The sequence below is a fragment of the Rhodobacteraceae bacterium IMCC1335 genome (assembly GCA_039640495.1).
In the GTDB taxonomy this organism is placed as follows: domain Bacteria; phylum Pseudomonadota; class Alphaproteobacteria; order Rhodobacterales; family Rhodobacteraceae; genus Thalassovivens.
On sequence record CP046864.1, the window covers coordinates 1,272,894 to 1,298,265 of the forward strand.

At 47.0% G+C, this 25,372-nt stretch carries 22 protein-coding genes, 1 tRNA gene and 3 pseudogenes; 14 read left to right on the forward strand and 12 right to left on the reverse strand.

Annotation, left to right across the window (positions count from 1 at the left end):
• Complete coding sequence (locus tag GN241_06070) at nt 1-270, forward strand: hypothetical protein (GenBank protein XAT56973.1); 270 nt, start codon at nt 1-3, stop codon at nt 268-270.
• On the opposite strand, the gene GN241_06075 is transcribed toward GN241_06070, so the two are convergent.
• Nucleotides 109-1,443, reverse strand: coding sequence for a Rieske 2Fe-2S domain-containing protein (locus GN241_06075; protein ID XAT56974.1), 1,335 nt, complete (start codon nt 1,441-1,443; stop codon nt 109-111). The two genes, GN241_06070 and GN241_06075, sit on opposite strands and share 162 nt — an antisense overlap.
• Before the next feature lie 172 nt (nt 1,444-1,615).
• Here GN241_06075 and GN241_06080 point away from each other — a divergent pair, with 172 nt between their 5' ends.
• Nucleotides 1,616-1,984: a cupin gene (locus GN241_06080; protein XAT56975.1), complete on the forward strand. Its 369-nt coding sequence runs from the start codon at nt 1,616-1,618 to the stop codon at nt 1,982-1,984.
• 94 nt (nt 1,985-2,078) lie between these two features.
• Nucleotides 2,079-2,879: a methyltransferase domain-containing protein gene (locus GN241_06085; protein ID XAT56976.1), complete on the forward strand. Its 801-nt coding sequence runs from the start codon at nt 2,079-2,081 to the stop codon at nt 2,877-2,879.
• A 286-nt stretch (nt 2,880-3,165) separates the two neighbouring features.
• Here the strand turns inward: GN241_06085 and GN241_06090 are convergent, their stop codons facing one another.
• Nucleotides 3,166-4,296 carry a PQQ-dependent sugar dehydrogenase gene (locus GN241_06090; protein XAT56977.1) on the reverse strand — a complete coding sequence of 377 codons (1,131 nt, stop codon included), beginning with the start codon at nt 4,294-4,296 and terminating at the stop codon, nt 3,166-3,168.
• 337 nt (nt 4,297-4,633) lie between these two features.
• Between GN241_06090 and GN241_06095 the strand changes: the two genes are divergently transcribed.
• The 6 genes from GN241_06095 (at nt 4,634) to GN241_06120 (ending at nt 10,241) form a co-directional block, all read left to right on the forward strand.
• The gene (locus GN241_06095) at nt 4,634-5,107 is read left to right on the forward strand and encodes a hypothetical protein (GenBank protein XAT56978.1); all 474 of its coding nucleotides are present in this window, start codon (nt 4,634-4,636) and stop codon (nt 5,105-5,107) included.
• A gap of 1,650 nt (nt 5,108-6,757) precedes the next feature.
• Nucleotides 6,758-7,405, forward strand: coding sequence for a hypothetical protein (locus GN241_06100; protein ID XAT56979.1), 648 nt, complete (start codon nt 6,758-6,760; stop codon nt 7,403-7,405).
• Nucleotides 7,406-7,527: 122 nt separating this feature from the next.
• The gene (locus GN241_06105) at nt 7,528-7,878 is read left to right on the forward strand and encodes a hypothetical protein (protein ID XAT56980.1); all 351 of its coding nucleotides are present in this window, start codon (nt 7,528-7,530) and stop codon (nt 7,876-7,878) included.
• Nucleotides 7,879-8,085: 207 nt separating this feature from the next.
• Nucleotides 8,086-8,613, forward strand: a complete 528-nt coding sequence (locus GN241_06110) for a DUF3833 family protein (GenBank protein ID XAT56981.1) — start codon at nt 8,086-8,088, stop codon at nt 8,611-8,613.
• 101 nt (nt 8,614-8,714) lie between these two features.
• The gene (locus GN241_06115) at nt 8,715-9,602 is read left to right on the forward strand and encodes an NAD-dependent epimerase/dehydratase family protein (protein XAT56982.1); all 888 of its coding nucleotides are present in this window, start codon (nt 8,715-8,717) and stop codon (nt 9,600-9,602) included.
• Between the two features lie 102 nt (nt 9,603-9,704).
• Nucleotides 9,705-10,241: a UPF0149 family protein gene (locus tag GN241_06120; protein ID XAT56983.1), complete on the forward strand. Its 537-nt coding sequence runs from the start codon at nt 9,705-9,707 to the stop codon at nt 10,239-10,241.
• A 71-nt stretch (nt 10,242-10,312) separates the two neighbouring features.
• On the opposite strand, the gene GN241_06125 is transcribed toward GN241_06120, so the two are convergent.
• The 7 genes and pseudogenes from GN241_06125 to GN241_06155 form a co-directional block, all read right to left on the reverse strand.
• On the reverse strand, nt 10,313-10,591 hold the full coding sequence (locus GN241_06125) for a hypothetical protein (GenBank protein ID XAT56984.1): 279 nt from the start codon (nt 10,589-10,591) through the stop codon (nt 10,313-10,315).
• Between the two features lie 475 nt (nt 10,592-11,066).
• Nucleotides 11,067-11,201, reverse strand: a pseudogene (locus tag GN241_06130) (IS6 family transposase).
• A gap of 148 nt (nt 11,202-11,349) precedes the next feature.
• A complete protein-coding gene (gene cynS, locus GN241_06135; protein ID XAT59193.1) occupies nt 11,350-11,790 on the reverse strand; it encodes a cyanase in 441 nt (146 codons plus the stop codon).
• A 44-nt stretch (nt 11,791-11,834) separates the two neighbouring features.
• The gene (locus GN241_06140) at nt 11,835-12,740 is read right to left on the reverse strand and encodes an ATP-binding cassette domain-containing protein (GenBank protein ID XAT56985.1); all 906 of its coding nucleotides are present in this window, start codon (nt 12,738-12,740) and stop codon (nt 11,835-11,837) included.
• Nucleotides 12,741-12,750: 10 nt separating this feature from the next.
• Nucleotides 12,751-13,584 (reverse strand): nitrate ABC transporter permease, encoded by an 834-nt coding sequence (ntrB, locus tag GN241_06145; protein ID XAT56986.1) that lies wholly within the window; start codon nt 13,582-13,584, stop codon nt 12,751-12,753.
• Between the two features lie 3 nt (nt 13,585-13,587).
• Nucleotides 13,588-14,661, reverse strand: a pseudogene (locus GN241_06150) (nitrate ABC transporter substrate-binding protein).
• A gap of 19 nt (nt 14,662-14,680) precedes the next feature.
• Nucleotides 14,681-15,813, reverse strand: a pseudogene (locus GN241_06155) (IS3 family transposase).
• Between the two features lie 70 nt (nt 15,814-15,883).
• On the opposite strand from GN241_06155, the gene GN241_06160 reads away from it, so the two are divergent.
• Complete coding sequence (locus GN241_06160; GenBank protein ID XAT56987.1) at nt 15,884-16,282, forward strand: hypothetical protein; 399 nt, start codon at nt 15,884-15,886, stop codon at nt 16,280-16,282.
• A 201-nt stretch (nt 16,283-16,483) separates the two neighbouring features.
• On the opposite strand, the gene GN241_06165 is transcribed toward GN241_06160, so the two are convergent.
• Nucleotides 16,484-16,558: transfer RNA gene (locus tag GN241_06165), tRNA-Asn, on the reverse strand.
• A gap of 67 nt (nt 16,559-16,625) precedes the next feature.
• On the reverse strand, nt 16,626-17,546 hold the full coding sequence (locus GN241_06170) for an MBL fold metallo-hydrolase (GenBank protein XAT56988.1): 921 nt from the start codon (nt 17,544-17,546) through the stop codon (nt 16,626-16,628).
• 42 nt (nt 17,547-17,588) lie between these two features.
• Between GN241_06170 and GN241_06175 the strand changes: the two genes are divergently transcribed.
• The 3 genes from GN241_06175 to GN241_06185 all read left to right on the forward strand — a co-directional run bounded on the left by GN241_06175 (nt 17,589) and on the right by GN241_06185 (nt 21,202).
• A complete protein-coding gene (locus GN241_06175) occupies nt 17,589-18,899 on the forward strand; it encodes a HAMP domain-containing protein (GenBank protein XAT56989.1) in 1,311 nt (436 codons plus the stop codon).
• 488 nt (nt 18,900-19,387) lie between these two features.
• Nucleotides 19,388-19,744: a LysE family transporter gene (locus GN241_06180; protein XAT56990.1), complete on the forward strand. Its 357-nt coding sequence runs from the start codon at nt 19,388-19,390 to the stop codon at nt 19,742-19,744.
• Nucleotides 19,745-20,020: 276 nt separating this feature from the next.
• The gene (locus GN241_06185) at nt 20,021-21,202 is read left to right on the forward strand and encodes an MFS transporter (protein ID XAT59194.1); all 1,182 of its coding nucleotides are present in this window, start codon (nt 20,021-20,023) and stop codon (nt 21,200-21,202) included.
• Here GN241_06185 and GN241_06190 read toward each other — a convergent pair.
• A complete protein-coding gene (locus tag GN241_06190) occupies nt 21,165-22,109 on the reverse strand; it encodes an ROK family protein (GenBank protein ID XAT56991.1) in 945 nt (314 codons plus the stop codon). The two genes, GN241_06185 and GN241_06190, sit on opposite strands and share 38 nt — an antisense overlap.
• 211 nt (nt 22,110-22,320) lie before the next feature.
• Here GN241_06190 and uvrA point away from each other — a divergent pair, with 211 nt between their 5' ends.
• Nucleotides 22,321-25,179: an excinuclease ABC subunit UvrA gene (gene uvrA / locus GN241_06195; protein ID XAT56992.1), complete on the forward strand. Its 2,859-nt coding sequence runs from the start codon at nt 22,321-22,323 to the stop codon at nt 25,177-25,179.
• Nucleotides 25,180-25,372: the final 193 nt, after the last annotated feature.

The following is a 25,372-nucleotide window of genomic DNA, read 5'->3' on the forward strand; positions in this document are numbered from 1 at the left end:
TTGCTTGAGACCAAAAGGCTCGGCTCTCTAGTCGGGTATTGTGAGGCATCTGAATGTCGAAGATTGGCCCTACTTTCATATTTCGATGATAGTGCCGCACAAATGTTGTTAGTTTTTTGCTACCCAAATGTTACCTTCGTAATCTATTGCATTAAAAGTATTGAGCGGTACCTGTTTCATCGACTTCATCATTTGAACGTTCTCTGGGGGCATATCCTCTGGAAGCCCATCACACCATTTTTGAACACCACCGTCCTTGGTGCAATATGAAGTGCCATGGAACGGGCAGGTTATGTGGCCATTTTCGTCTATCTCTCCACCAGATAGAGGCAAATTCATATGAGTACAGGTATTTTGAACGGCTCTTACATCACCGTTGAACCTAAACAACAATACGTCATCACCGTCTAATTCAAATTCAATTTTATTTTCTTTTGACAGATCTTTGCTGGCACCTGCACGTGTCCATTTTATTCCATCCTTCACCAGTGCATCATGCTTTTTAGCCACTAGGCTTTCGCCTTTTACTGACTTAATTTCATACAAAGTAATTCTCTCACTAGTACCTTTAAGTTTTGTTCTAATGAAATCTTCCACCTCTACTCTATCTTGGATCTGGTTATAGGCGTTTTCTGTAATAAGCATTGTCGTATCTGCTTCTTTGTTGGCACTTTCTGCTCTAGCAGCCATATTCACGGTGTCACCAATAACACTTAATCTTTCCGTGCCCCTACAACCTAGCATGCCGATTATGGCTTCTCCAAAATGAATTCCAATTCGAATTTTGAATTCTTCATCAAAGTTTTCTTCGACGGTACTGGCAAAGTTTTTTAGGTCTGATTGCAATTCTAATCCAGCTTTTACAGCCCGAAATGTTTCATCGCCTTCACCATCAAGCCCAAATATTGCCAGAAATGCATCACCAATATAATTGTTAATTTCACCGCCATTCTTCATGACGATGTTGCCAGCAAAATCGAAATATTTGTTCAATAGATACATCACGTCAAACGACGCTAGTCTCTCACTTAGTGGCGTAAAGTCCTCAATATCCGCAAATAAAATTGCAACTTGTTTGTTAGAGCCAATTGAGCCAGATGATTGCATTGCTGCCTGTGCAAACTTTATATCTGTTTTGTTCTTAAATAACTTCCGTATTTTTGCGTCCCCACTTAACAGTGTTTGGCAAGCGAGGCGTACATCATCTGGGAAATCAAGCTTGTCAGCTATAAGCTGTTCTTTCTGAGACCGCTCGGAACAATTTTCTAAGCCGTCCAGGATTTGTACTCGACAGGTAGAGCATCGTCCGAGACCGCCGCAGACATGCAAGTGTTCAACTTGGTTTTCATTTGAAATTTCAAGAATGCTTTGGGCCTCAGAAAATTCAACTTCACGTTTTTCATCGGCATAAGTTAACTTTGGCATATTTTTCAAAGGCTCCATTTTTTATTATTATGGAACGTCTATAAAGCATCGTAAAGACAAACTAACGTCTAAACTGTGCTCAACTCCGCCGAATGCTTACCGGAAATTTAATATTGTCACTAATTCCTATGATTTTCAAAAACTCATGTTAATCTTTCTGAGTTGTTAACCAGAAATAGGAGAGAGTAACATGTCGTCAATTGAGACAAAAGCATGGTCAAACCCTGATGAAGCGATGACACCCGACAAAACACATGCTGCAACTATTAAATTTGGACCAGTTAATATCACGAAAGCAAATATGCAGCCGGGATGGAAATGGTCTGAGTGCATTAAACCTCATGTTGGAACTGACTCCTGTCAGGCCGGCCATATCGGCGTGCTTATGCAGGGGAAAATTCACGTAGTTTGCGACGATGGCTCTGAAGAGACAATCTCTGCGGGTAGCGCTTATAGAATTGCACCAGGTCATGATGCATGGGTTATAGGCGATGAGCCTGCTCTCGGCATTGAATTTTCAACTACAGAAAAAGAGTTTGCAGCTTGGACAAAGGGCTGAAGCAGTAAGATGCTATTTAATCAAGTGATGCTCAGCGCTTACAAATGCTGAGCATCAATAAAATTCTATCAAAAACAAAAGGAGGGAAAATACGATGAATGATTTTGCCGAATTGAAAGAGAAAGCAAAAAAAACATGGTCTGATTTTGCCTCTATGGAGAATTTCACCGGTGTCGCTGCACCGAAGCTCGTGCGGTTTGCAGGAGTTTTATCAGATAGCCGAGTTCTAGATGTTGCCTGCGGTACCGGAGTAGTGGCTCTAACCGCAGCAAGGTCAGGCGCAAAAGTGACGGGAGCTGACTTAACGCCTGACTTGATCGCCCGAGCAAATGAAAACAACAAAATCCTAGGGCTAGATATAGATTTTCATGAGGCAGACGTAGAAGACTTACCATTCCAAAATGAAAGCTTCGATATTGTTCTTAGTCAGTTTGGGCATATGTTTGCGCCTCGACCCAATGTCGCAATAAAAGAAATGTTACGAGTGCTGAGGCCTGGCGGAACAATAGCATTTTCAAGCTGGCCTCCAGAGTTGTTCATGGGGCAATTCTTTCAGATTAATGCTAAATATGGACCGCCGTTACCCGATGGTGCTGCAGCGCCAGTACAATGGGGGTCTGTCGAAATAATCAAAGAGCGACTTCAAAATTTAGTTCATGATTTAACATTTGATCGTGATAAGCTTGAGATGCCAGGACTAAGCGTTGCACATATTCGTGCTAATTTTGAAAAGGGCGCAGGTCCTCTTAAGAGAATGGTAGAAGCTTTTGCTGAGGAACCAGAGAAGCTTTCAAGTCTACGAAATGAAATTGATAAAGCCATTTCTAAATATTTTGGAGATAACCTTTTACGGATGGACTTTCTTATGGCGAAGGGCACAAAGCGTTATGAGTAAATATTTGGCGAAGAACAAATCTGGTTAACACACCCACAGCCCACCTCACTGTCAAACCCCCGTATATAATGCTGATAAAGGAGGTGTGGCCCATACGTTCCACGCTCAGTTTCGAAATCGTTTGGACGAAAAGAATGTGATTGAAGGTAAGGATGGGGATGTCCTCTTCTGGAAGGTGTCACCAGTGCAGGATGCAAATAAAGTTCTATAACGTTTTTCTTTGCTAACACTATTCATTTTACCTGACATACCCGCCACCGATTACGCAACTTCTTCTATGATTCATTTATTTTTTTGCTTTGATAAACTTTATTAAGCGGCCTGACCTGCCATCCTCCAAGGCCCAGATGGCACCATCGCTTCCAAGCTCCACGTCCCGTACTCGTTGCGACCAACTGAACCGTTCTGCTTCAACTGGTAAATCATTTTTAAACTCTATCCTTAAAAGTGCTCTACCCTTCAATCCTCCAAGGAAAGCATCTCCGTTCCAATCTGGGAATTCATCACCTTGATAAAAAAATAGGCCGGAAGGCGCTACTGTGGGAACCCAAAATAATTTTGGTTTTTGAAATTCTGGTCGAGTATCATGCGTTGGGATAACTGCACCGCTATAGTGGTTACCCTCAGAGACTATCGGCCAGCCATAATTCGCTCCAGGAAGGATTAGATTCAGCTCATCGCCATGCTTTGGCCCCATTTCATGCGCCCAAAGCTCACCATTTTGATTAAATGCAATCCCTAAGGAATTTCTGTGACCAATCGACCAAAATGTTTTTGCTAATTCTCCCTTGTCTTGGAAAGGATTGTCGACGGGTACAGATCCATCATCATTTAAACGAATAATCTTTCCTAATGCTTTATCCCAGTGTTGAGCAGGCGCTTGCTCTTGCCTATCTCCGGAAGTTATGAAGATTTTGCCGTCATGTTTACTTCCCTGTTGTCCTAAAGTGATTTTATGTGAGAAGTGACCTTTGCCAGGTCTAGCCGGGGTTTGGTCCCAAACAGTTGTAATATTTTCTAACTTTGGTGAATTTTCTATATTCAATTCTGCTCTAACCACAGTGGCGTATCGTGTATCACCTGCGGTATCTGAGGAAATGTAAGAGATATAAATAAATTTATTTTGTTTGAAATTTGAGTGAGGTACAACGTCGCCTAAACCGCCTTGGCCACCATAAAAGACCTTGGGAACGCCGGTTACCAAAGACTTTTCACCACTTGTATGAACTAGCCAAAGATCACCCGATTTCGTCGTAACTAATAGTCTGTCAGGTGAAATAAAGGACATGGCCCAGGGGTTTTGAAACCGTTCAACTACAATCCCCTTTATCTTTGAGCCCTGATTTCCTTCAATAATGTTATTCGCTAGCGCATGTGTAGCTAAGCTCATCAAAGCAACATAAATTAGCAGCCGCATTTATACTCCGATTTTATTATATCTACTTCAATCTGAAACTTAGATGCTTTTACAATCAAGCCCAAATCCAAAAGGAAGGTTTTTTTAAAGTAAGACCTGAAACGCAAGGTGAAAAGACTTTTGGGTTACGGATCGTATGTAGGATTATTGATTGGTAGCTTCTGTAACAAATTTAGTGGCCTCAGGTTTTTATTTCGACGACAGCTAGATAGCTGCACATGCCAATTATTTAGGCAAATTTATAATTCTAAAATTATTTTTTTAACAAGACGCAGCGTCAAAAGCCTTAAATCTTTCGATTGTTGGTACGCTGATAGCATTCACTAGGGGGGTTGAGATGAAACTTTTGAAAAAAACAGCGATCATTATAAGTTTACTAACGTCGACGACAGGCTTTGCTTTTGCCGATGGTCATGAAGCTCCAGGTTCTGGATATTGGTCAACTGTTTCTCAGGAACTCAAAGAAGGAAAAAGTGGTACGATTTTGTACAGGGTTACTAAAGATATCTGGGACACACCAAACGCTCCAGACGGTTGGCCGAAAGGCGGGTCTGGCAATTGCTACCAGACATTAATTTTTGCAACCGGAGAGCAGAATCCGAGCTTTGTTCATAACACATGCCATTCGATTGACCCGCAGGGCGATGCTGCCGTCTATATCGGAAAGTTCGATCCGACTATTGGTAAATTCACTGGTGGTTTTGTTTCTGGTACCGGAAAATATGCGGGATTAGCGCCGGCTAATCTTATCTTTGAAGGTGTAGATTTCGATCAAACTTCTGGGAAATATACTTGGACTTCTGCTAACTAGATAAAACTGAAGGCCAATGCTCTAGCCGCTAATTAAATTTACTGAAGAAGAACAACTTTTAATTAATCCAATTCAGTACTCTTTCTAAGGCTAGAGCTCACGACCCTATTAAAGCCCGACTACATCTAATGGGTATATCTTTGTGGCTCATGGGTTCACTCCATTTCTGCGGGTTAATCAGAGCCAAAGCTCTAAATCAATAATTTTAGATGCAGGGATCAAGTTCCTACACCGCTTTGCCCCTTGCATCAGCTTCATAAATAAACATGAAATACTTACGATTCAGTTCAGATAACGCTTTAGATGTTGTTTCAAATATGGTTCCGCCTCTAAAAGATACGCCGCCGGCTTCTGTTATGTTTCTAACACCATTACATTTATATGTGGCAACACTGTCTGCAGACATTACAACTTAAGCGTAGGCATGACCTGCCCATGAACCGTCAGGACTCATGTGATCAGTAAATGCCGCTCGTGATTGACCATCGTGGCTTAGTAGTTTCCTATTACTGACAGTATGGGCGTCCATTGCAGGTAGTCGATATCGACCGAGATCGGCTAGTGGTTGCTTCTGATTGTGGGTTAGGCCTCCTTTCACCAAAACTAGCTGAGAATAAATTGCGTGTAATATGTCAGGCGCCAGCACTTATTTGATGCCGACAAGAAGGCCAGACCGTCTTCAAAGCGAGATGATCTTTAACTTGCGTCAATCTTTTACAAACTGGTTAACACACCCACAACTCACCTCACTTTCAAAGCCCGAATATCTAACGAATACCGGGGGTGTGACCCATGCCTACCCCTCATCTGGTAACCACTTTTTGTATTGAAGCAGGCGGCTCACCAATTTTTGAATGAGTTTCACGAAATAGCTACATTGAGTAGTCTTCTACCGTCCCTTGTTTATCATCTCAGTACTTTTAACACGCTTTCTCATTTAAAAGATCTGGCAGGAACCATTATCCGAGGTGCAAGAAATCACTTGGAGGCGGTATTTTAACTTACTGAGTTCTGGGAGATTGGCAGAAGGACTATCTTTAAACGCAAATGAGTGAATACATTTAATAAAAACGGCGGGATTAATATTGCAATTTTCTTGGCTATAGAAATGCCTTTGACTCGCTTATTGCATGCCAAGAAATGTCTATAAGTGTTTATAACTTTTAGTTACACACCCGAGTGCTTGTGGAGGTGGTGTAAGTTATTGATTTTGTTGTTATTTTGGCTCCAGCGGTAGGGGCCATAAATATTTATAGTAAATTGAATTCAAACAATTAAAATGAAAATAATTTGTTTTTTATGTACCGAGTTTGGTAAATTTTATGTGCCGACTTGTTCCAGTTTTTGTTGGATGAGTTACCTATCTAACCCACAACAACTATTTTGCTCTTCTCACACTTTTCAATTTCATCTTCTGTCGTCCATCGAATATCCCCAAATCTCTCACGTTTAATCGTCCAGAGGGAAGGGTGTTCCGTTTACTCTTCAGTGGGTTTGTTTAGTGGGAATGACGCCCCTCACACCACCTCTAGGGTCTTCGACATCACAACACGTCTTGGGATCATATACAATTGCAATTTTACATTTCTGATAGATCTTATCTTCTGGGTTCGGTAAGGCTTCTTGCTCTTACTACCTCATGGGCGAGTGATGCTTACATTCAGTCATATTTATATTCTGCGATACAGATTTGTCTGTTTGATACTTTCTTTAGGGTATTTCTTATATCAGTTCACTGAAGCTAATTATAATAACTTTGGTATTCAGTTTCGTTATCTGACCATTTGGGGTTTGACGACCGCTATGGTGGCAACATGGCTCTTGTACAAAAGTAAGCACAAAGGTCTTCCTGAGAGTTACCTGCCATTTGTATCAGCGACTGCCGTGTTGAACGCTATGGTCGTTTTTCTGTATTGGAAGTTATACTTTATTGATCCCAGTTTGGTAAATTATTCAGGCTCAATAGTTTGGTTTCAGGAATATTACCTGCATATACTGGGCCCTGCTTTGATAATTCTGGACGCACTTCTTTTGAACAATTCTTTCACTCAAGTGAAGAAGGGCGTCATGACGATCTTAGCTATATGTTTGCTTTATATTTTGTGGTCGGAAGCCGTTACAGGACCGCTCAACGATACACCAGAGGGATCTGTGACCAATGGTTTGCCGTATCCCTTTCTAAACAACATGTCGTTTAGCGAGCGAGTGAGTTTTTACTCTACAACTATTGTCACTGGCCTTGGATTTTATGCGGTTGGCTGGATTTTGGCAAAGTTGAAATCAAAGTTTGCGGAATGATAAATAGCCGCCGACGAAAGATAACTGGATAAATTTGGTGGACTTAATTTAGAAAACTCTGTTAAATACGAAACACAGTATACCATCAAGTATACACTTTTTCATACAGATTGGATTTATCCGTGAAACTTCCAGAATGGACGGGATCGGCGCTTTGGGGTGCCGTGGCAGGAGCTATTGTTTTAGCAATAGTGGGATTTAATTGGGGAGGCTGGGTGACTGGCTCTTCAGTATCTAAAATAGCGAGAGACGCAGCTAATACTGCAGTGGCCGAAGCATTGACGCCATATTGCATTGCGGCTTCTCAAGCGGATCCATCATTACCAGAAATCTCTGCTCAATTAGCTAGTTCTGGTGCATACCTAAAACGTGGAATTATTGAAAAAACAGGCTGGGCAACTCCTTTAGGATCAGACAAGTCTCATCGACAATTAGCAGAGGCCTGCTTGATCGCTTTAGAGAATAAAAGTTAGCTATAAAGTTTGGGGCAGGTTTTGGACTTAGCCCCATTATTTGTCTTGCTGGCTATAACTTCACCATCTATCGATCTTTGTCTTTTGGTAGAATACAGTTCACGCTCTGCAGCTAAATGCGATTTCTAAGGCTGTAAGACCTATGTGGAATAGGTGCGCTTGCGATCTAAGTCGATTGTTGAGAGCAAATCACTTAAAGGGTAATAAATGATTAGGTTCCTACAAATACTTATTTTGTCGATCGGTCTTGCGGGGTGTGCGTTTAAGCCGTCAATAGATGATGCTAAGTTATCGGATAAAACCTTTGAGCTAGAGAAGTTTTTCGATGGTCAAGTCAAAGCATACGGTCAATTCCAAGATGTCTTGGGAAATGTGAGTAGACGTTTTGTTGTTGATATAGACGGATCATGGGACGGTGAAGCACTTACTCTAGTAGAAGATTTTACTTATTCGGACGACACCACAGAACAGCGAATTTGGAGTTTGGCAAAGGGTGATGACGATACTTGGACTGGAGATGCCAAAGGAGTAATTGGTGAAGCAAAAGGCCAGATTGAAGGTGATACGTTTTACTGGGCTTATAAAATAGATTTGCCACTTCCCGATGGAGAAATGAGAGTTTCGTTTGATGATTATATGTGGCTGCTGGACGATGATAGAGTTCTCAATATCGCCTACATGTCGAAGTGGGGATTTCCTTTGGGGCAAGTCACCATCATGTTTGAAAAGCTATAGTTAGGTTAGCTTAGCTCTATCACAAATATAGTTGTCCTATGATAACGCCAGTTTATTATACATGATTGGACTAATACGCTTACTGGACTGAGGAATGAACCATGAGAATATTATTTACTGGTGGATCAGGTAAAGCAGGAAAGCACAGCGTGGCATACTTGTTAGAGCAGGGCCATTCAGTTCTTAACCTCGACCAGGTCAATCTTGGCCATTCACAGGTTTTAACTCGCTTTGCAGATATTACAGACGCTGGGCAAGTATTTGATGTAATGGGTAGCTACGCAAATTATGATGAGTTGGCTCAAGGTGCGGGTGTCCCAAAGTTCGATGCCGTTGTCCATTTTGCAGCAGTTCCACGCTTGCTGATGACGAGTGATAACGAATGCTACAGGGTTAATACTCTTGGAACTTACAATGTCATAGATGCCGCTATCAAAATGGGTGTGCGAAAAGTGATATTCGCATCTTCAGAGACAACTTACGGAATTTGTTTTGCAGATGGTGAGGTGAAGCCAGATTACTTGCCCATTGATGAAGAGCATCCGACTATACCAGAAGACAGTTATGCAATGTCAAAAGTAGTAAACGAGGCGACTGCTCAAAGCTTTCAACGCAGAACTGGCATTGATATTTATGGCTTGCGAATTAACAATGTCATTGAGCCGCACGAATATGTTGAAAACTTTCCTGCCTTTATGAAGGATCCAGATTTAAGACGGCGAAATATCTTCTCTTACATCGATGCTCGTGATCTTGGGCAGATGGTTCAAAAGTGCTTACAAACGGATGGGCTAGGGTATCAAGTTTTCAATGTATCTAATGATGACCATTCAGTTGGCTTAACATCGGAAGAGTTGATCAAAACTTACTACCAACACGTTCCTTTGAAGACCAACGATATTCCCAAGAGCTTTTATTCAAATGAAAAAGCCAAACGTTTGTTAGGCTTCGAGCCTGAGTATAGCTGGCGAGATTATATTAATCCCTAATTATTTAGAGACCTCCATTACATTCCGCCAAGTTCAGAAATACATGCTACTTTCAAACAAAACTCCTAGCTCTGCATTGCAAATCAATATTAGACTTGCCTTATGACGCAAAGCGTACAGCTAGATGAGCTAGACCAGTATCTGTCTTCTGACGAAAGTCCAGAGGATTGTATGATGCTTTCTGATCTTGATGGTCTGCTTCACGGTGTCATTTGCTCTCCCTCTCCTATCTCATCTGATATGTGGATGGCAGCAGGGCTTGGTGCTGAGCCAAAAGAGTTACCTGATTGGGTCTTTAATACCCTCACTGATCGCTATATGGAGATCGCTCAAGGGCTTGCTCATGATCCGATGGTTGTCGAGCCAATATTCTGGCAAGCCAAAGCAGGACATCTGATTGCAATGGATTGGTGTGAGGGCTTCATGAAGGCTGTAAGCTTAAATCCAAAAGAGTGGCTCAGGTTAAGTGAAAGTGGCTCAGACGGACATCTAATGACCCCTATTTTGCTTCATATGATTGATGACCAAGGCAACTCGATGATGGGAATAACACAAGATCAACTGGACAAGGCCTTGGATCAGGCTTCTGAAGTTATTCCTGATACTGTCGCTAGAATTTACCTATACTGGCAACAATAGATAAGTAGGGTTGTTTAGTTGGAATTACGCCCTTACACCACCTCTAGGGCCTTTGACATCACCCTGATGCCCTAAAAACCATGTAGACCTACGCCCCATGCGTCATCGATGCAGAGCTGGTTGTTTTGTGAGGATATATGCCCAGCGACTTGTAACTTTGTCCAATCGGCATATTCCAAATAGTGTGCGTTTTCGATTGATGATAAAAGGTGTGCACTAATTTCTGGATAAAGATGTGACGAGACTTTGATGCCACGCTTTGCTGCTAACTTTGCGCTTCTCAACCACTGTGTAGCTCCTCCAATTTTAGCCACGTCACGCATTAAGTAATTGCTAGAATGTAAATCCAATGCTCTTTGAGCCTCTACTGGTGTCTTAGCCCGCTAGAACTGTGCCGGTCTGCGCGGACAGCTAGGCCGCAAACAGTTTGCAAACCGCGTTGAGGCTGCCGGCGTAACAAAATCCTCACGGCGCAGTCAGGGCTACTTCTTCGTGAATGTGGACCTGCGATGAGCGCGCAGGATGTACAAGGTGTACTTTGTGTAGGTTTTTCTGGAACCTCAAATAACAGAGATATTGGTCTTAATTTATCTCTTAGTTTTTCTAGAAAGTACACAAAGTACGCAAACTACACTCCTTGGCCTACGCCATGCGAAGTGGCAGTTGAAATGCAGACAATGGCCAGTTGCGAGCGTCTGGCAGCAGCATCTCGAGGCTGGTCAGCATTTGACTGGGCAGAGCATTGCCTTAAACAGGATCGGCGCATAGGCGAGGGCGACGTATGCGTTCGTTATATATGGCGACAGTGGCAGCTTGTGTGAGGCCAACCTCAATGCCTCGTTCGTGCAGAAAATCTTCCACGTTACGAAGTGAGAGCGGAAACCGAACGTGCAGCATTACAGCCAAGCGGATGATCTCAGGACTGGTTTTAAAGGACCTGAATGTGGAGTTTTTTGTCATACGGCAAGGCTACGAAACCGCCCTGCCCGCTTCAACCGAGTTTAATCTTACAGTTACATCACGTGTGTTCCACACATATTCAGCTGTCAGAACTTTCTTGAGCGCGTCATAGGAAAAACGGCGGCACCGGCATAACAGTCATTGCAACCTACCAGCTGTTGTAGCCAAGATACTTGCCTGACATCTCGACCTTCACGCGATCCCCCTTTGGGTTTTCAACGCGCGTTAAAGTCATATCAAAGTCGATGGCAGACATGATCCCGTCACCAAATTTTTCTTGGATCAGAGCCTTGAGCGTCGGGCCATAGACGCCAACGATTTCGTAGAAGCGGTAAATGCAGGGGTCGGTTGGCACGGCTTGCTCCCAAATCTTGGTAGGACTTTCGGCCAAAACACTTTCCGCCTCTTGCGGCAGCCCCATGACAGTGACCATCAACTTTGCTTTCTCGGGCGGAAAGGCATTCATGCCCATTGCGGCAGAATGGGTCCAGATAGGCGACATATCGATCTTCTCGGCGATATCTTCCCATGTCAGTCCAGCCTGTTTCTTGGCGGACAGGATCAGCGCGGTGACGTCTTCTTTGGTCATCAATGCAGTCATTGTGAGGTCTTTCATGTTGGTCTCCTTCGGTCTTAGCTACTTACTGCCTTTAAGGTGGGTCGTTTGTTTTCGGGGTCTTCTGTGGGATCGGTCAAGTCGATCCTGATCGTTTTGGGTTTGTTCGTTTTGCTTGCTTCCGTTGGTTGTCCAGCCAGTTCTTTTGATCGTTTACCAAGGAACTGCACCAAATGGTTGCGGATCGCGTAGTAGTTGGGGTGTTCGACGATTTCAGTCCGGTTGCGCGGGCGCGGGATTGTTATCTCGACACTTTCGGCAACACGCGCGTACGGTCCGTTTGTCATCAACAGGATGCGGTCAGCCAGCAGGATCGCCTCGTCGATGTCATGAGTTATCATAAAAACCGTCTGCTCCATCTGCCCCCAAATCTTGAGCAGCTCGTCCTGAATAGTCCCGCGCGTTAGGGCATCAAGTGCGCCGAAAGGCTCATCCAGAAGCAACAGCTTCGGATGGTTTGCAAAGGCGCGCGCAATCGACACCCGCTGGCGCATGCCGCCTGACAACTGGCTTGGCTTGCGGTGGATAACATCCCCCTCAAGCCCAACCATCGCAAGGAAGTTTGTCGCGTGTTCTTCGACTTGGCTTTTGGTCCATTCCGGGTGGCGCGCCTTGATCCCAAACGTAACATTCTTGAGCGTCGTCAGCCAAGGGAGCAAGGAGTAGTTCTGGAACACCACGCCACGGTCAAGGCTGGGGCCTTTGACCTCTTGCCCATCCATTATCACGCAGCCACTTGTCGGATCAGCAAGGCCAGCAAGGATATTCATGATCGTAGATTTGCCGCAGCCAGAATGGCCAAGGATAACCACGAATTCGCCTTTCTCAACCCCGAAAGAGGCATTTTCAAAAACAGTCATCTCGCCGCCGTTCCCGTTTGGGAACTTCTGGACGAGTTTTTCGATGCTTAGAAATGGTTTCATGAGGCTTCCTTCATTCGGCGTAGGTGACACGGCGCTGTAGCAGGCCGAACATTGCGTCCAGCAACATGCCCACCACACCAATCATTAGTATCGAAAAAACGACTGAGGTCAGGTCAAGATTGTTCCATTCGTTCCAAACGTAGTAGCCAATGCCCGTGCCACCGACGAGCATTTCAGCCGCCACAATGACCAGCCACGCAATACCTATCGAGATGCGCATTCCAGTCAAAATGGTCGGCGCAGCAGCTGGCAAGATGACCGTGAAGGCCGTTTTGATCGGCCCAAGCTCGTGGGTGCGGGCAACATTCACCCAGTCCTCACGCACTCCGGCAACGCCAAAAGCGGTGTTGATCAACATCGGCCAGATCGAGCAGATGAAAATCACAAAGATCGCAGAAGCCTCACTGTCTCCGATGATGAACAGCGCAAGTGGCATCCAAGCGAGCGGAGAGATTGGGCGCAGCACCTGAATGAACGGATTGAAAGCCTTGTAAGCCACTTGGCTCATCCCAATCAGGAACCCGAAGGGGATAGCAATCAATGCGGCAAGGAGATAGCCTGTCAGGACACGGTAGATCGAATACCCGATCTGAATGCCAATGCCCTTGTCGTTGGGTCCCGCATCATAGAAAGGGTCGCTTAGTTGATCCCATGCCTTGATAATGACCTGACTGGGTGGCGGGACACCAGCCTTTGGGGAGCCAGCACCAGTCAGAATTTCGTATTCCGTCAACTCTTTAGCGGCCTTTTGGGCAGGAATGGCGGCCTCCCATATCAGGAGACCGACAACCAGCATAAATACGGACAGCAAAGCGGCTCGTTGGTTCAAGGAAAGGGTGCCCATGGCTTACCCTTTTCCGATCGGGAAGCTGCTGACGTATTCTTCCGGCTTCGCAGGATCAAAGGTCTTACCCATAATAGTGTGCGATTTGTAGGTGATGTCCGGCGCCTCATACCCGAGGTCTTCCATTACTTTCTTACAATCAGCGGCCAGGTAGACCTGCTCCGCGACGCCGCGGTAGTCGACGTCGCCTTCGATGTAGCCCCACCGCTTCATCTGTGTCAGGATCCATACGCCCATGGAATGCCACGGGAAGGGGTCGAAATCTATCCGATCAGGCACGCGCTTCACTTCGCCCAGGCCGTCGGCGTAGGTGCCTGTAAGGACCTGTTCGATCACCGTGACTGGCTGGTTTAAGTAGTTGGTGGGGGCGATTGCCTCCGCGATTTCTTTACGGTTCTCGGCTGCTGATGCATATTGCGTGGCGTCGATGATCGACTTCAAAAGCGCGCCATAGGTGTTTGGCAACTGTTGCGCAAATGACAGGGGGGCTGCGAAGGCACAGCAAGGGTGGCCTTCCCAAATATCCTTGGTCAACATGTGCAGGAACCCGATGCCCTCATAGACGGCGCGCTGATTGAATGGATCGGGCGACAAATAGCCGTCAAGATTGCCGGCTCGCAGGTTGGCAACCATCTCTGGCGGCGGCACAACGCGGATCTGGATATCGACATCGGGGTCCAAGCCAAACTCGGCCACGTAATACCGGAGCAGGAAATTGTGCATCGAGTATTCAAACGGCACGCCGAAGGTGAAGCCCTTCCATTGCTTAGGATCACGTTTGTCTAGGTGTTCATTCGACAGCACGATGGCTTGTCCGTTAATGTTTTCGACAGCTGGCATGATGTAAGGTTCCGCAACCGACCCCGCCCCAAGACTCATCGCCAAAGGCATAGGCGTCAGCATGTGCGAGGCGTCATATTCTCCGTTCAGAGACTTGTCGCGCGCAACGGCCCAACCTGCGGTTTTGATCACTTGGGCATTGAGACCGTAGCGCTCATAGAAACCCAAAGGCTGTGCCATAATTATCGGGGTCGCGCAGGTGATCGGCACAAATCCAATGTTCAGGTCTGTTTTTTCAGGTGGCCTGTCTAGCCCCCTAAATTCGTCCATTGATTTTTGGTTTCTCTAATAAGGTTTCTGGTACGGGTGGGCGCATGTTCAATGCATGATGAGGTCTGATCTGGTTGTATTGCCTAAGCCAAACATTGATAGCGACCTGGGCTTGCCGTGTGGTGTGAAACCATTCGGCGTTGAGCACTTCTTTTCGCAAGGTGCCGTTAAAGCGTTCGTTGTATCCATTTTCCCAAGGGCTGCCCGGATAGATTTGCATTGGTTTGATCCCAACCTTCTTCAGCCAGTCCTGCAGATGCGTGGCAATGAACTCGGGTCCGTTGTCAGAGCGAATAAACTCTGGCTTACCATGTTTGATCAGCAGCGGGTGCAGTGTCTCCAAAACGTCGTTCGCATTCATTTTGGGTCTCACTGCCACGCAGAGCGCTTCACGGGTATATTCATCTAGAACCGTGAGCATTTTATAGCTGCGCCCATTGCTAAGCTTATCGTGCACAAAGTCGATCGCCCAAATATGGTTGGGGTGTGTGGGCCGCAGCCTGATGATGGAGCTGTCTTTATGATAAAGCCGTTTGCGCTTGTTGTGCCGGCGCGGCAGCTGCAAACCTTCTTCAATCCATAAGCGCTCGATCCTCTTGTGGTTAACACGCCAGCCTTCCATGCGCAGCAGAGCTGTGACTTTCCTATAACCATACCACCCATATTGCTTGGCCAGCCGGATCATCGCCAAGCGAAGTTCGTTGTCATCTGTGGGTTGGGCTTGATAGCGCAGACTTGAGCGGGCTACATCCAGAACAGCGCAAGCACGCCGCTCAGAAATATCCAGCTTTTGACGCGTATGAATGACAGCCTGACGAAGCTGAGCCCGCGTCAGGCCCGCGGCTTTAGATGATCAAGGCTCTCCTTGAGGATCAATTTGTCTAACTGCAAGTCAGCGACGATTTTCTTCAAGCGCTCGTTTTCTTTCTTGAGCGATTTCATCTCAGAAACCTGTGAACGAGAAAGACCTCCAAACTTCTTACGCCAGTAATAATAACTCTTATCTGAAATCCCAGCTTTGCGACACGCACTCACAACGTCCAAACCATCATGTAAATGAACATCAATCTCGCGTAACAACTTCAATACATCTTCATCAGAATATCGCTTCCGAGCCATGTTTCCTTACTCCCTTTGCCAAAATATACTGGCACAGTTCTAGGGGGCTAAGACAGGGGCAGCTAATGATATGGCTGATCTCATTATTGATGCTGACATAAAAACTTATGTTGAAGGTACCTGCGAAAGTGCGTGTGTTACAATGTTTCTTGGTGGAAGAGACAGAACATTAGCGCTTGGTGGCAAAATTGGTTTTCATGCAAGTTGGTGGGCGGCAGACAGCATTGAAGAATACTATAACGCTGAGAAGGAAAATGAAGGCTGGGAAACTCCTTTTGATTTTGCATCTTGGCTTTATGAAGATACTCAAGCCGAAATTTTTACAAAGTTTGAATATCTGCTTGAGCGAGGAGTTAAACCACAGTTTGCGATCCAGACACTAAGAGCCGGATCGGATGGAATGTGGTATCCGAGGCGTAAGGAATTACTCGAAGGTGGTATTTTAACTGAGCGAGTTCTCGGAGATTGACCGAAGAATTAGTGTTTAAAGCAAAGGCCTCAAAAAAATTAATCAAAGAGATGGGAGGAACGCTGCAACTTTCTTGGACATATTTTGACGATTAATGTCTCTAATTTCACACCAAGAAATGTTTATAACTGTTTATAACTTTTAGCTATACACCTAAATTCCCACATAAATCATGTAACTTTTTGATTTTGTTTGTGAATTTGGCTCCGGCGGTAGGGATCGAACCTACGACCAATTGATTAACAGTCAACTGCTCTACCGCTGAGCTACGCCGGAACTGGCTCCGCTATAGCAATACAAGAATTCCGCGTCCAGCGGTTTTTATATTAATTTTCTTTTTGTTTTATGACGTCAGGGATCGAAATTGGCTTTCAAAACGGATTGGTTCATCACAGATGGCTTTTTGGCGTTCACAAAGGTCGATCAAATGAGCAAATACGTTGCGTTCGGCAGCTGGGAGCAAATCGTCAGAGGTGTCACGATAAACGTTTTTTGTGATCTCTTTTATGCTGCGCCCCTCTACTGACAGGGCCGCAAGTATCGAGCGTTCTCGGTGCTCTCGATGCGCAAGTAACTCGCGAATACGCGCGTTTGGTGTTTGAACAATATCGCCATGACCAGGGTAGAAAACGTTCCAGTCGCGCTGCAAAAGCGTTTCGCAAGAGCGTATAAAATCACCCATATCACCATCGGGTGGCGACACCATCGAGCTGGCCCAACCCATGATATGATCGCCAGTAAAAGCGGCCTCCTGCCAGCCAAAACAGAGATGATTTGAAAAATGCCCCGGGGTGTGAATTGCTTCCAGTTCCCAATCAGGGCCAGCCAGTTTGCTGCCGTCTTTCAAGGTGTGATCTGGGGTAAATTCGCAATCGACGCCTTCTCCACCGCCGCTATAGCCCGATTTAATCAGCGCTTTCATGCGGTCACTTTGCCCTGTATCAGAGCGCCCATATGCAAAAATGGGCGCGCCGCAATCCGCCGAAAGCCGCCGCGCCAAAGGCGAGTGATCAAGATGCGAATGGGTAATGAGGATATGGGTGATTTTTTGCGTGCCCTGAAGCGCTGCTTTGATCGCCCTTAACTGCGTTAATTGATCGGGCCCGGGATCAATGATCGCCAGATCAGACCCGCCTAGCAGATAGGTGTTCGTGCCCCGAAACGTCATGGGTGACGGATTTGGGGCCAAAATTCTGCGAAGATTTGGCGCAATTTGCTGCGCTATGCCAACAGGCGGATCAAAGCTTTGGTGGGCAGAGTCCATTTTTGTTTCCCCGGTTCTAAACTTGTTCTAGATGTAGAGGTGATGTTTAGATCCTTCAAACGCTATTTGCCCTCGGGGCTGTATGGTCGCGTGGCCTTAATTTTGGTGCTGCCGGTGGTGTTGCTCTGGCTTGTGGTCTCCATCGTGTTTATCCAGCGACACTTTGAAGGGGTGACCGAGCAGATGAGCCGGACAGTGATCAGCGAACTTAGCTTGTTAAGCGCGCGGCTGATCGCGGATCAGGGTCTGACCGAAGCGACGGAAAATTTGGCCAAAGCTTTGAATATCACCATTGAGACCGTTGCTGCCGATGCTCCGGATTTGGCAACTTTTCGGCATTTTTATGATCTAACCGGATTGGTTGTTGTAAAAGAGTTTGAGCTATTAGACAGTTTGGTGGCGGTTAATCTTGATACGCCTAAAATGGTGCATCTGCGGCTTGAATTGGCGGGAGCCTATTTTGATATTGAATTTTCACGTGACAGGGTGTCGCCGTCAAACCCGCACCAGTTGATCGTCAATATGGTTGTATTTGGTGTGTTTTTCACTTTGATTGCATTTATTTATCTACGCAATCAATTGCGGCCAATCACCCGTTTGGCCGCTGCGGCTGAGGCCTTTGGCCGGGGGCGGACCCTACCATATCACCCCTCTGGGGCGATCGAAGTGCGCGCAGCGGGACGGGCGTTTTTAGATATGCGTGCACGCATTGAACGCCATATTGAACAACGCACAATGATATTATCGGGTGTTAGTCACGATTTGCGTACACCTTTGACACGTTTGAAGCTGGGCCTGTCTATGCTCGAGCATGATGATCGCAAATTGCTCGAACGCGATGTTGATGAAATGCGCCAGCTCTTGGATGAATTTCTTTCCTTTGCCCGCGAGCAGGGCGATGAAGGGGGTAAATCAGAGGCAACCAACCCGTTCGAGTTGGTTCAAATGATTGTACTAGATACAACGCGCGCCGGATATTCCGTTTCTTTGCGCTGCAAGCCAAGCGCTATCCTCGTTGAGATGCGTCCGCTTGCGATCAAACGCGCGCTTGAAAACTTGATTATGAACGCGGTGCGGTATGGCACGAAAGCGGTTGTTGATCTTCAATATGATGCGCGCAGCCTGATGATTTCCGTGGAGGATGACGGGCCAAGTATTCCCCCAGAGCTTTATGAAGAAGCCATGAAGCCATTTTCGCGTCTTGATCCCGCGCGCAACCAAAATAAAGGATCGGGGGTTGGTCTTGGGCTTCCAATTGCCGCTGATATTGCGCGTGCTCATGGTGGACGAGTTGAGCTGTCCGAAAGTGGCGCTTTTGGAGGCCTTTGCGCAAGCCTTATCATTTCGCGTTAGGTGAAATTTGGCGGTTTTTGGTTTACGGGCTTTGCAAGCGTGAATTTAAAGGATGTAAATGTATACTTTTGTATTGAAAAATATCTTTTTGTCCTTTAATGGCATGGGTAGGCGAAACATTTTCGGATTCGTTTTGGTTTGGGTGTCTTTTTTGGTTTTGTGTGCCCGGCGCGGTTGGAGATGTTGCGTATGCGTATTGGTGACGAGTTTTGTGGAGGGGCGGCCTATACTTCTTGAAGACGGCTTTATGATTAAAGACGCTTTTAGAGGAACGCACCCCTCCACGGTTTCTTTCTAAGCGGATAAAAATTTTATGCTCAAGAATGACTGGCAGGTGCCTGCGGATGAGGCGCCGGTCTTTTTTGTTGTCAAATGCCTATGCTTTTTTTGGTCAAAGATTCGAGTATCTGGAACTTGTAATGGGCGATATACTCTAACTCTTTTCATATAATTTTGACATGAAATCACCTTAACAACCACGAAATACCATGTTTGACATTTCTGTTTTGCCTATTTTTATTTTAGCCGTTTTAATCTTAGCAGTCACACCAGGGCAAGACTTAGCACTAATCATCCCAAGCCTGCTTAATCCGAAGGCTATCATCTTCATATTTGCGTTCTTACTGCAGTTTGCCGACAGCGGACGCGGAAACTTAAGCTCCCAGATATTGTTACTTGGAATTTTGATGAAACTTAGCGTCTTTATCGTTGAAGCGAGCGTTGCCTTCGCATCCGGCTATGCGCGAGAATGGTTTGTCGCAAACCCTACACGTCAGACAAAGCCACAATACCTCACGGGCATTGTGCTCTGCTTGCTTGGTGTATCGATCTTTTTCGCCCGTTAAAGTCTCGGACATCATATCCAAGATACGCTTTAGCCTAAGGCCTCATAGAAATTGAAAGTTTTTTACGGCAAACGCGCGTGGCAGAGCGTTTAAATATAAAATATGTGCGGTCTTGGGTCCGTAAAAACAAGCTTGCAGCACCGCATCATTATAATCTTTCCTTTTGGAACATTTAACTTTAGCACAGAGGTCTAATCAAAGGAGACGCCTGTGCCTATTTTGCAGTTCTTCCGTCAAAATAGCGCCTGGTTAGGAGCAGGGGTTTTGCTGGCATTTATGTCAAGCTTTGGTCAAACCTTCTTCATTTCTATCTTTTCAGGCCATATTCGGGCCGAATTCGGCCTCTCGCACGCGGCTTGGGGTGGGTTTTACTCCTTGGGCACCACGGCGTCGGCGATAGTGATGGTTTGGCTGGGCACTTTAAGCGATGTCCTCCGGACCCGAGTTTTGGGGCTTTTCGTTTTATCTGGTTTAATGGGGGCAACGCTTGTGATGGCCAATCTGTCGCATGTGTTTTACCTGCCTTTTGCAATTTTCGCGTTGCGTTTATTGGGGCAGGGCATGTGCTCGCATCTGGCCGTGGTGGCTATGTCCCGCTGGTTTGTGGCCAATCGGGGGCGCGCGCTGTCGATCGCGGGATTGGGATATTCGTTCGGAGAAGCTTTTCTGCCCGTATTGTTCGTGTTTTTAATGGGCTTTGTGTCGTGGCGTTCTTTATGGAGCGTTGCTGCTGGGGTGCTTTTATTGTCTTTACCAGTTTTATTTCGCTTGCTGCGTCAAGAGCGAACCCCGCAATCCATGGCAGAAGATAACAGCTCTTTGGGAATGGATGCGCAGCATTGGACGCGCGGCGCGGTTATCCGCCACCCACTTTTTTGGTGCATGATGCCGGCATTACTGGGCCCCAGCGCGTTTAACACGGCGTTTTTCTTTCAACAGGTGCATTTCGCGGCCATAAAAGGCTGGGATCATTTAACGTTGGTGAGTTTTTTCCCGCTATATACGGGGGGCGCGGTTTTGGCGATGTTGGCATCGGGCTGGGCGCTAGATCGTTTTGGCACCCCAAGGCTGATCTGGTTTTACCAATTGCCGATGTCGGTTGCCTTCTTGTGCTTTGCATTCGGACAATCGCAGATGATGTTCGTAACGGGTTTGCTGTTTCTGGCCATCACAGCCGGCGCAAATACAACGCTTCCAAATGCGTTTTGGGCTGAGTTCTATGGCACCCGGTATCTGGGCGCGATTAAATCATTGGCGGCCGCGATTATGGTATTGGGTTCTGCGCTTGGGCCGGGCATCACCGGGGTGATGATTGACTGGGATATAGGGTTGGAAAGTCAATATATCGCGGTTGCTATATTCTTTGTATTGAGCACGGTCGTGATGTCATTTGGGGTCTGGCGCGCAGCGCCGCATTTGCCTAAATCGATTGTTGCAGATAGCCCAAGCAGCCTTTAAGCGCGGCAAAGTCATCCTCAACCAAAAAGATCGGAAATTCCGACATGTAATCGGAGAAGACGCCTTTATCATGAAAGGTCGCTCCGAAATTTTCCGGCGTTACATAGGGCGCGATTGCGCGGGAAACCCCGCCAATCATATAAATGCCACCGAGGGGCAGATGTGCCAGGGCCAAATCGCCAAAATAAGAGCCCATGACTGATGCAAAGCAAGTTACAACTTGGCGTGCCTCGCGCTGTCCATCCTGCGCGGCTTGCATAACTTCGCTGGCGCTGCGAGGGTGCTCGGGATCAAAAAATCTGTTTAAGGTTTCCAGCCCGTTCCCAGCCAGCACGGTTTCAACAGATGCAAACCCCCGTTCAGATGTAATCCAATCAGACAGCTCGCGCTGTATCGGGGTTGCAACGGGCAACCGAACATGCCCCGCTTCCGCAGGCGGCACCAGCACACCATTAGAAGCAGGATAGGCAGCCGCAATATTAAAGCCGGTTCCAATTCCACAGACCAGTTTAGTGGCCCCCACTTTGGCTTTTGCAGGGCCATAAAGATGCTTGAGGCTTTCCAACGGCAGAACGTTAAGCGCGTATCCTTGGGCTTGTAGATCGTTAAGCAAACCAACATTATCGGCTTGGGTAAGCGCGCGCAATCGATCCGGGCAAATAACCCAGTTTAGATTAGTCACTTTTATCACGCCGTCGCGAAGCGGCCCCGCAGCGGCAACACAAATAGCTGTAACCTTGCTTAGGTTTTGCGCCTGCATATAGGTTTTGATAATATCTTCTAAGCAGCCATAGCCTGCATTCGAAAATTTTTGAATTGTTTCAGAGTTCAACGTGGTATCATCACTCAGAGCGACGCGGGTATTGCTGCCCCCCAAATCAATCAAAATATAGGTGTTATCAGCCATTATTTATCCCCGAGCTGCCGCCTGCTTCTGCTTCATCTGCTGTTTAGAAGCCTAAAGGCGATTGCTCAAGCCGATAGATCGAGCAAATGTTACAGAATGAAAGATCAGAGGAAAAGGCCACGTAAAACCAAATGTTCTATATTTGTTCTCAAAATTTGATTGGAGACTCAGTTTAATCAGCCTATGTTTGCATTGTAGAGTAAGGAACATCATGGCAGATCAAAAATTCATCTCTGTGCGCGGTGCCCGCGAACATAACCTAAAGTCAATCGATGTGGATATTCCACGAGATCAACTTGTGGTGATAACAGGTCTTTCCGGATCCGGAAAGTCATCGCTGGCCTTTGATACCGTTTATGCTGAAGGGCAACGGCGCTATGTTGAATCGCTTAGCGCCTATGCCCGTCAGTTTCTGGATATGATGGAAAAACCGGATGTCGATCAGATTTCTGGCCTCAGCCCTGCCATTTCGATCGAACAGAAAACCACCAGCAAAAACCCGCGCTCCACAGTTGGCACAGTCACCGAAATTTATGATTACTTGCGGTTGCTTTTTGCCCGGGCTGGCACGCCCTATAGTCCTGCCACTGGCTTGCCGATTGAGGCCCAGCAGGTGCAAGACATGGTCGACCGCGTCGCGGGGATGCAAGAAGGCACCCGGGCCTATTTATTGGCCCCGATCGTGCGCGATCGAAAAGGCGAGTATCGCAAAGAATTTCTTGAATTGCGAAAGCAAGGATTTCAACGCGTGAAAGTGGATGGCGCGTTTTATGAATTGGATGATCCGCCCACCCTAGATAAGAAATTTCGCCACGATATCGACGTTGTTGTCGATCGGATTGTGGTGCGTGCGGGCATAGAAACACGCCTTGCAGATAGTTTTCGAACCGCGCTTGATCTCGCCGATGGCATTGCAATTTTGGAAACCGCTCCGGATGAGGGTGATCCTGAGCGGGTTACCTTCAGCGAAAATTTCGCTTGTCCGGTGAGCGGCTTCACAATTTCGGAAATTGAACCGCGTCTGTTTTCCTTCAATGCGCCCTTCGGGGCTTGCCCGGATTGTGATGGGTTGGGCCAAGAGCGTTTTTTTGATGAGCGATTGGTGGTGCCGGATGAAACGCTGAAAGTGCGGGATGGTGCCATCGCACCATGGCGGAAGGGAAAGAGCCCTTACTTCACACAAACGATCGAGGCAATTTCTAAACATTATGGCGTGTCCATGAATGTCAGTTGGAAGGATCTGCCCGCCGCCGTTAAAAAGGTGTTTTTGCACGGATCAGGGGATCAGGAGATTAAGTTTCGTTATGATGACGGAGGCCGCGTTTATCAGGTAACCCGCGGTTTTGAGGGTGTCATTCCGAATATGCAGCGGCGATATCGCGAGACCGATAGTTCGTGGGTGCGCGAAGAGTTTGAAAATTATCAGAACAACCAACCCTGCGGAAGCTGCAATGGCTTCCGCCTGCGCCCCGAGGCGCTGGCGGTTAAGATTGCCAAATTGCACGTGGGTGAACTTGTGCAGATGTCGATCAGAGATGCGCTGAGCTGGTGCGAAAGTGTGCCCGAACATCTGAGCGATCAAAAAAATCAAATCGCTGCGTCGATTTTGAAAGAAATCCGCGAGCGGCTCGGATTTTTGAACAATGTGGGCTTGGAATATTTAACCCTCAGCCGCAATGCGGGCACCTTATCGGGGGGTGAAAGCCAACGGATCCGGCTGGCCAGTCAGATTGGTAGCGGCCTTACGGGAGTTTTATACGTGCTCGATGAGCCCTCAATTGGCCTGCATCAGCGCGACAATGACCGCTTGCTTACCACGTTGAAAAACTTGCGCGATCAGGGCAATACGGTGATCGTGGTCGAACATGATGAAGAAGCAATCCGCGAGGCGGATTACGTGTTCGATATCGGACCAGGCGCGGGTGTTCATGGGGGGCATGTTGTGTCCCGCGGCACGCCAGCAGAGGTGTCGGCCGACCCAAACTCTCTTACAGGGCAATATCTTCAAGGAATAAAAGAGATCGCGGTTCCTGCGGTAAGGCGCAGTGGGAACGGCAATATGCTCACCGTGGTCAAGGCCACCGGAAATAACCTGAAATCCGTTACGGCGGATTTTCCGCTTGGCAAACTGATCTGCGTTACAGGGGTGTCCGGCGGTGGTAAATCCACGCTTACAATCGAAACCTTGTTCAAAACGGCCTCGATGCGTTTGAACGGAGCCAAACAAACGCCAGCCCCCTGTGAAACGATCAAAGGTCTCGAATTTCTCGATAAGGTGATCGATATCGACCAGCGTCCGATCGGCAGGACGCCGCGCTCAAACCCCGCAACGTATACGGGTGCCTTTACGCCCATCCGCGATTGGTTCGCAGGATTGCCCGAGGCAAAAACCCGCGGGTATAAGCCCGGCCGGTTCAGTTTCAACGTGAAAGGTGGGCGCTGTGAAGCCTGCCAGGGCGATGGAGTTATCAAAATTGAAATGCATTTCTTACCCGATGTCTACGTGACCTGCGAAACCTGCAATGGCGCGCGCTACAATCGCGAAACGCTAGAGGTTAAGTTCAAAGGCAAAAGTATTGCGGATGTGCTGGATATGACGGTCGAAGATGCGCAGGCGTTTTTTCAGGCGGTGCCATCGATCCGTGAAAAAATGGATGCATTGGTGCGGGTGGGTTTGGGCTATATCAAGGTGGGCCAGCAAGCCACAACGCTCTCGGGCGGTGAAGCGCAGCGCGTCAAATTGTCAAAAGAGCTGGCAAAGCGCTCAACGGGCCGTACCCTTTACATTCTGGATGAACCGACAACGGGCTTGCATTTTGAAGATGTACGAAAATTACTAGAAGTGCTGCATGAACTGGTGGATCAAGGCAATTCTGTGGTGGTGATTGAGCATAATCTGGATGTTGTCAAAACGGCAGATTGGATCATTGATATAGGTCCTGAAGGCGGTAATGGGGGCGGGCGTATCGTGGCCGCCGGAACTCCGGAAACCATCATCAAGAATACAAGCAGTTACACGGGCCATTATTTGAAGATGTTGCTCAAAGATCGGAAATTAGCGGCTGAATAAGCCGCCTTTGCCTGGGGGATACAAAAGCTCTCGCTGCGCTCGGAGTGGCTTGGAGGTGTGTTTCGTGGCGCTGTTCTTGATCGCCGGTTGATGTTTGTAGCGCAGGTTTTGTTGGTCGCAGTCTGGGCTTCAAAGCGGTATGCGCGACCTTTAAAAAGCGGTCTGCAAGGCCCCCTGGTGGAGGACCTCAACC

Coding starts and splice junctions, on each gene's coding strand:
- GN241_06075 (XAT56974.1), bottom strand. CDS start 1,443: ATGGAGCCTTTGAAAAATATGCCAAAGTTAACTTATGCCGATGAAAAA.
- GN241_06080 (XAT56975.1), top strand. CDS start 1,616: ATGTCGTCAATTGAGACAAAAGCATGGTCAAACCCTGATGAAGCGATG.
- GN241_06085 (XAT56976.1), top strand. CDS start 2,079: ATGAATGATTTTGCCGAATTGAAAGAGAAAGCAAAAAAAACATGGTCT.
- GN241_06090 (XAT56977.1), bottom strand. CDS start 4,296: ATGCGGCTGCTAATTTATGTTGCTTTGATGAGCTTAGCTACACATGCG.
- GN241_06095 (XAT56978.1), top strand. CDS start 4,634: ATGAAACTTTTGAAAAAAACAGCGATCATTATAAGTTTACTAACGTCG.
- GN241_06100 (XAT56979.1), top strand. CDS start 6,758: ATGCTTACATTCAGTCATATTTATATTCTGCGATACAGATTTGTCTGT.
- GN241_06110 (XAT56981.1), top strand. CDS start 8,086: ATGATTAGGTTCCTACAAATACTTATTTTGTCGATCGGTCTTGCGGGG.
- GN241_06115 (XAT56982.1), top strand. CDS start 8,715: ATGAGAATATTATTTACTGGTGGATCAGGTAAAGCAGGAAAGCACAGC.
- GN241_06120 (XAT56983.1), top strand. CDS start 9,705: ATGACGCAAAGCGTACAGCTAGATGAGCTAGACCAGTATCTGTCTTCT.
- cynS (XAT59193.1), bottom strand. CDS start 11,790: ATGACCAAAGAAGACGTCACCGCGCTGATCCTGTCCGCCAAGAAACAG.
- GN241_06140 (XAT56985.1), bottom strand. CDS start 12,740: ATGAAACCATTTCTAAGCATCGAAAAACTCGTCCAGAAGTTCCCAAAC.
- ntrB (XAT56986.1), bottom strand. CDS start 13,584: ATGGGCACCCTTTCCTTGAACCAACGAGCCGCTTTGCTGTCCGTATTT.
- GN241_06160 (XAT56987.1), top strand. CDS start 15,884: ATGGCTGATCTCATTATTGATGCTGACATAAAAACTTATGTTGAAGGT.
- GN241_06170 (XAT56988.1), bottom strand. CDS start 17,546: ATGGACTCTGCCCACCAAAGCTTTGATCCGCCTGTTGGCATAGCGCAG.
- GN241_06175 (XAT56989.1), top strand. CDS start 17,589: ATGTTTAGATCCTTCAAACGCTATTTGCCCTCGGGGCTGTATGGTCGC.
- GN241_06180 (XAT56990.1), top strand. CDS start 19,388: ATGTTTGACATTTCTGTTTTGCCTATTTTTATTTTAGCCGTTTTAATC.
- GN241_06185 (XAT59194.1), top strand. CDS start 20,021: ATGTCAAGCTTTGGTCAAACCTTCTTCATTTCTATCTTTTCAGGCCAT.
- GN241_06190 (XAT56991.1), bottom strand. CDS start 22,109: ATGGCTGATAACACCTATATTTTGATTGATTTGGGGGGCAGCAATACC.
- uvrA (XAT56992.1), top strand. CDS start 22,321: ATGGCAGATCAAAAATTCATCTCTGTGCGCGGTGCCCGCGAACATAAC.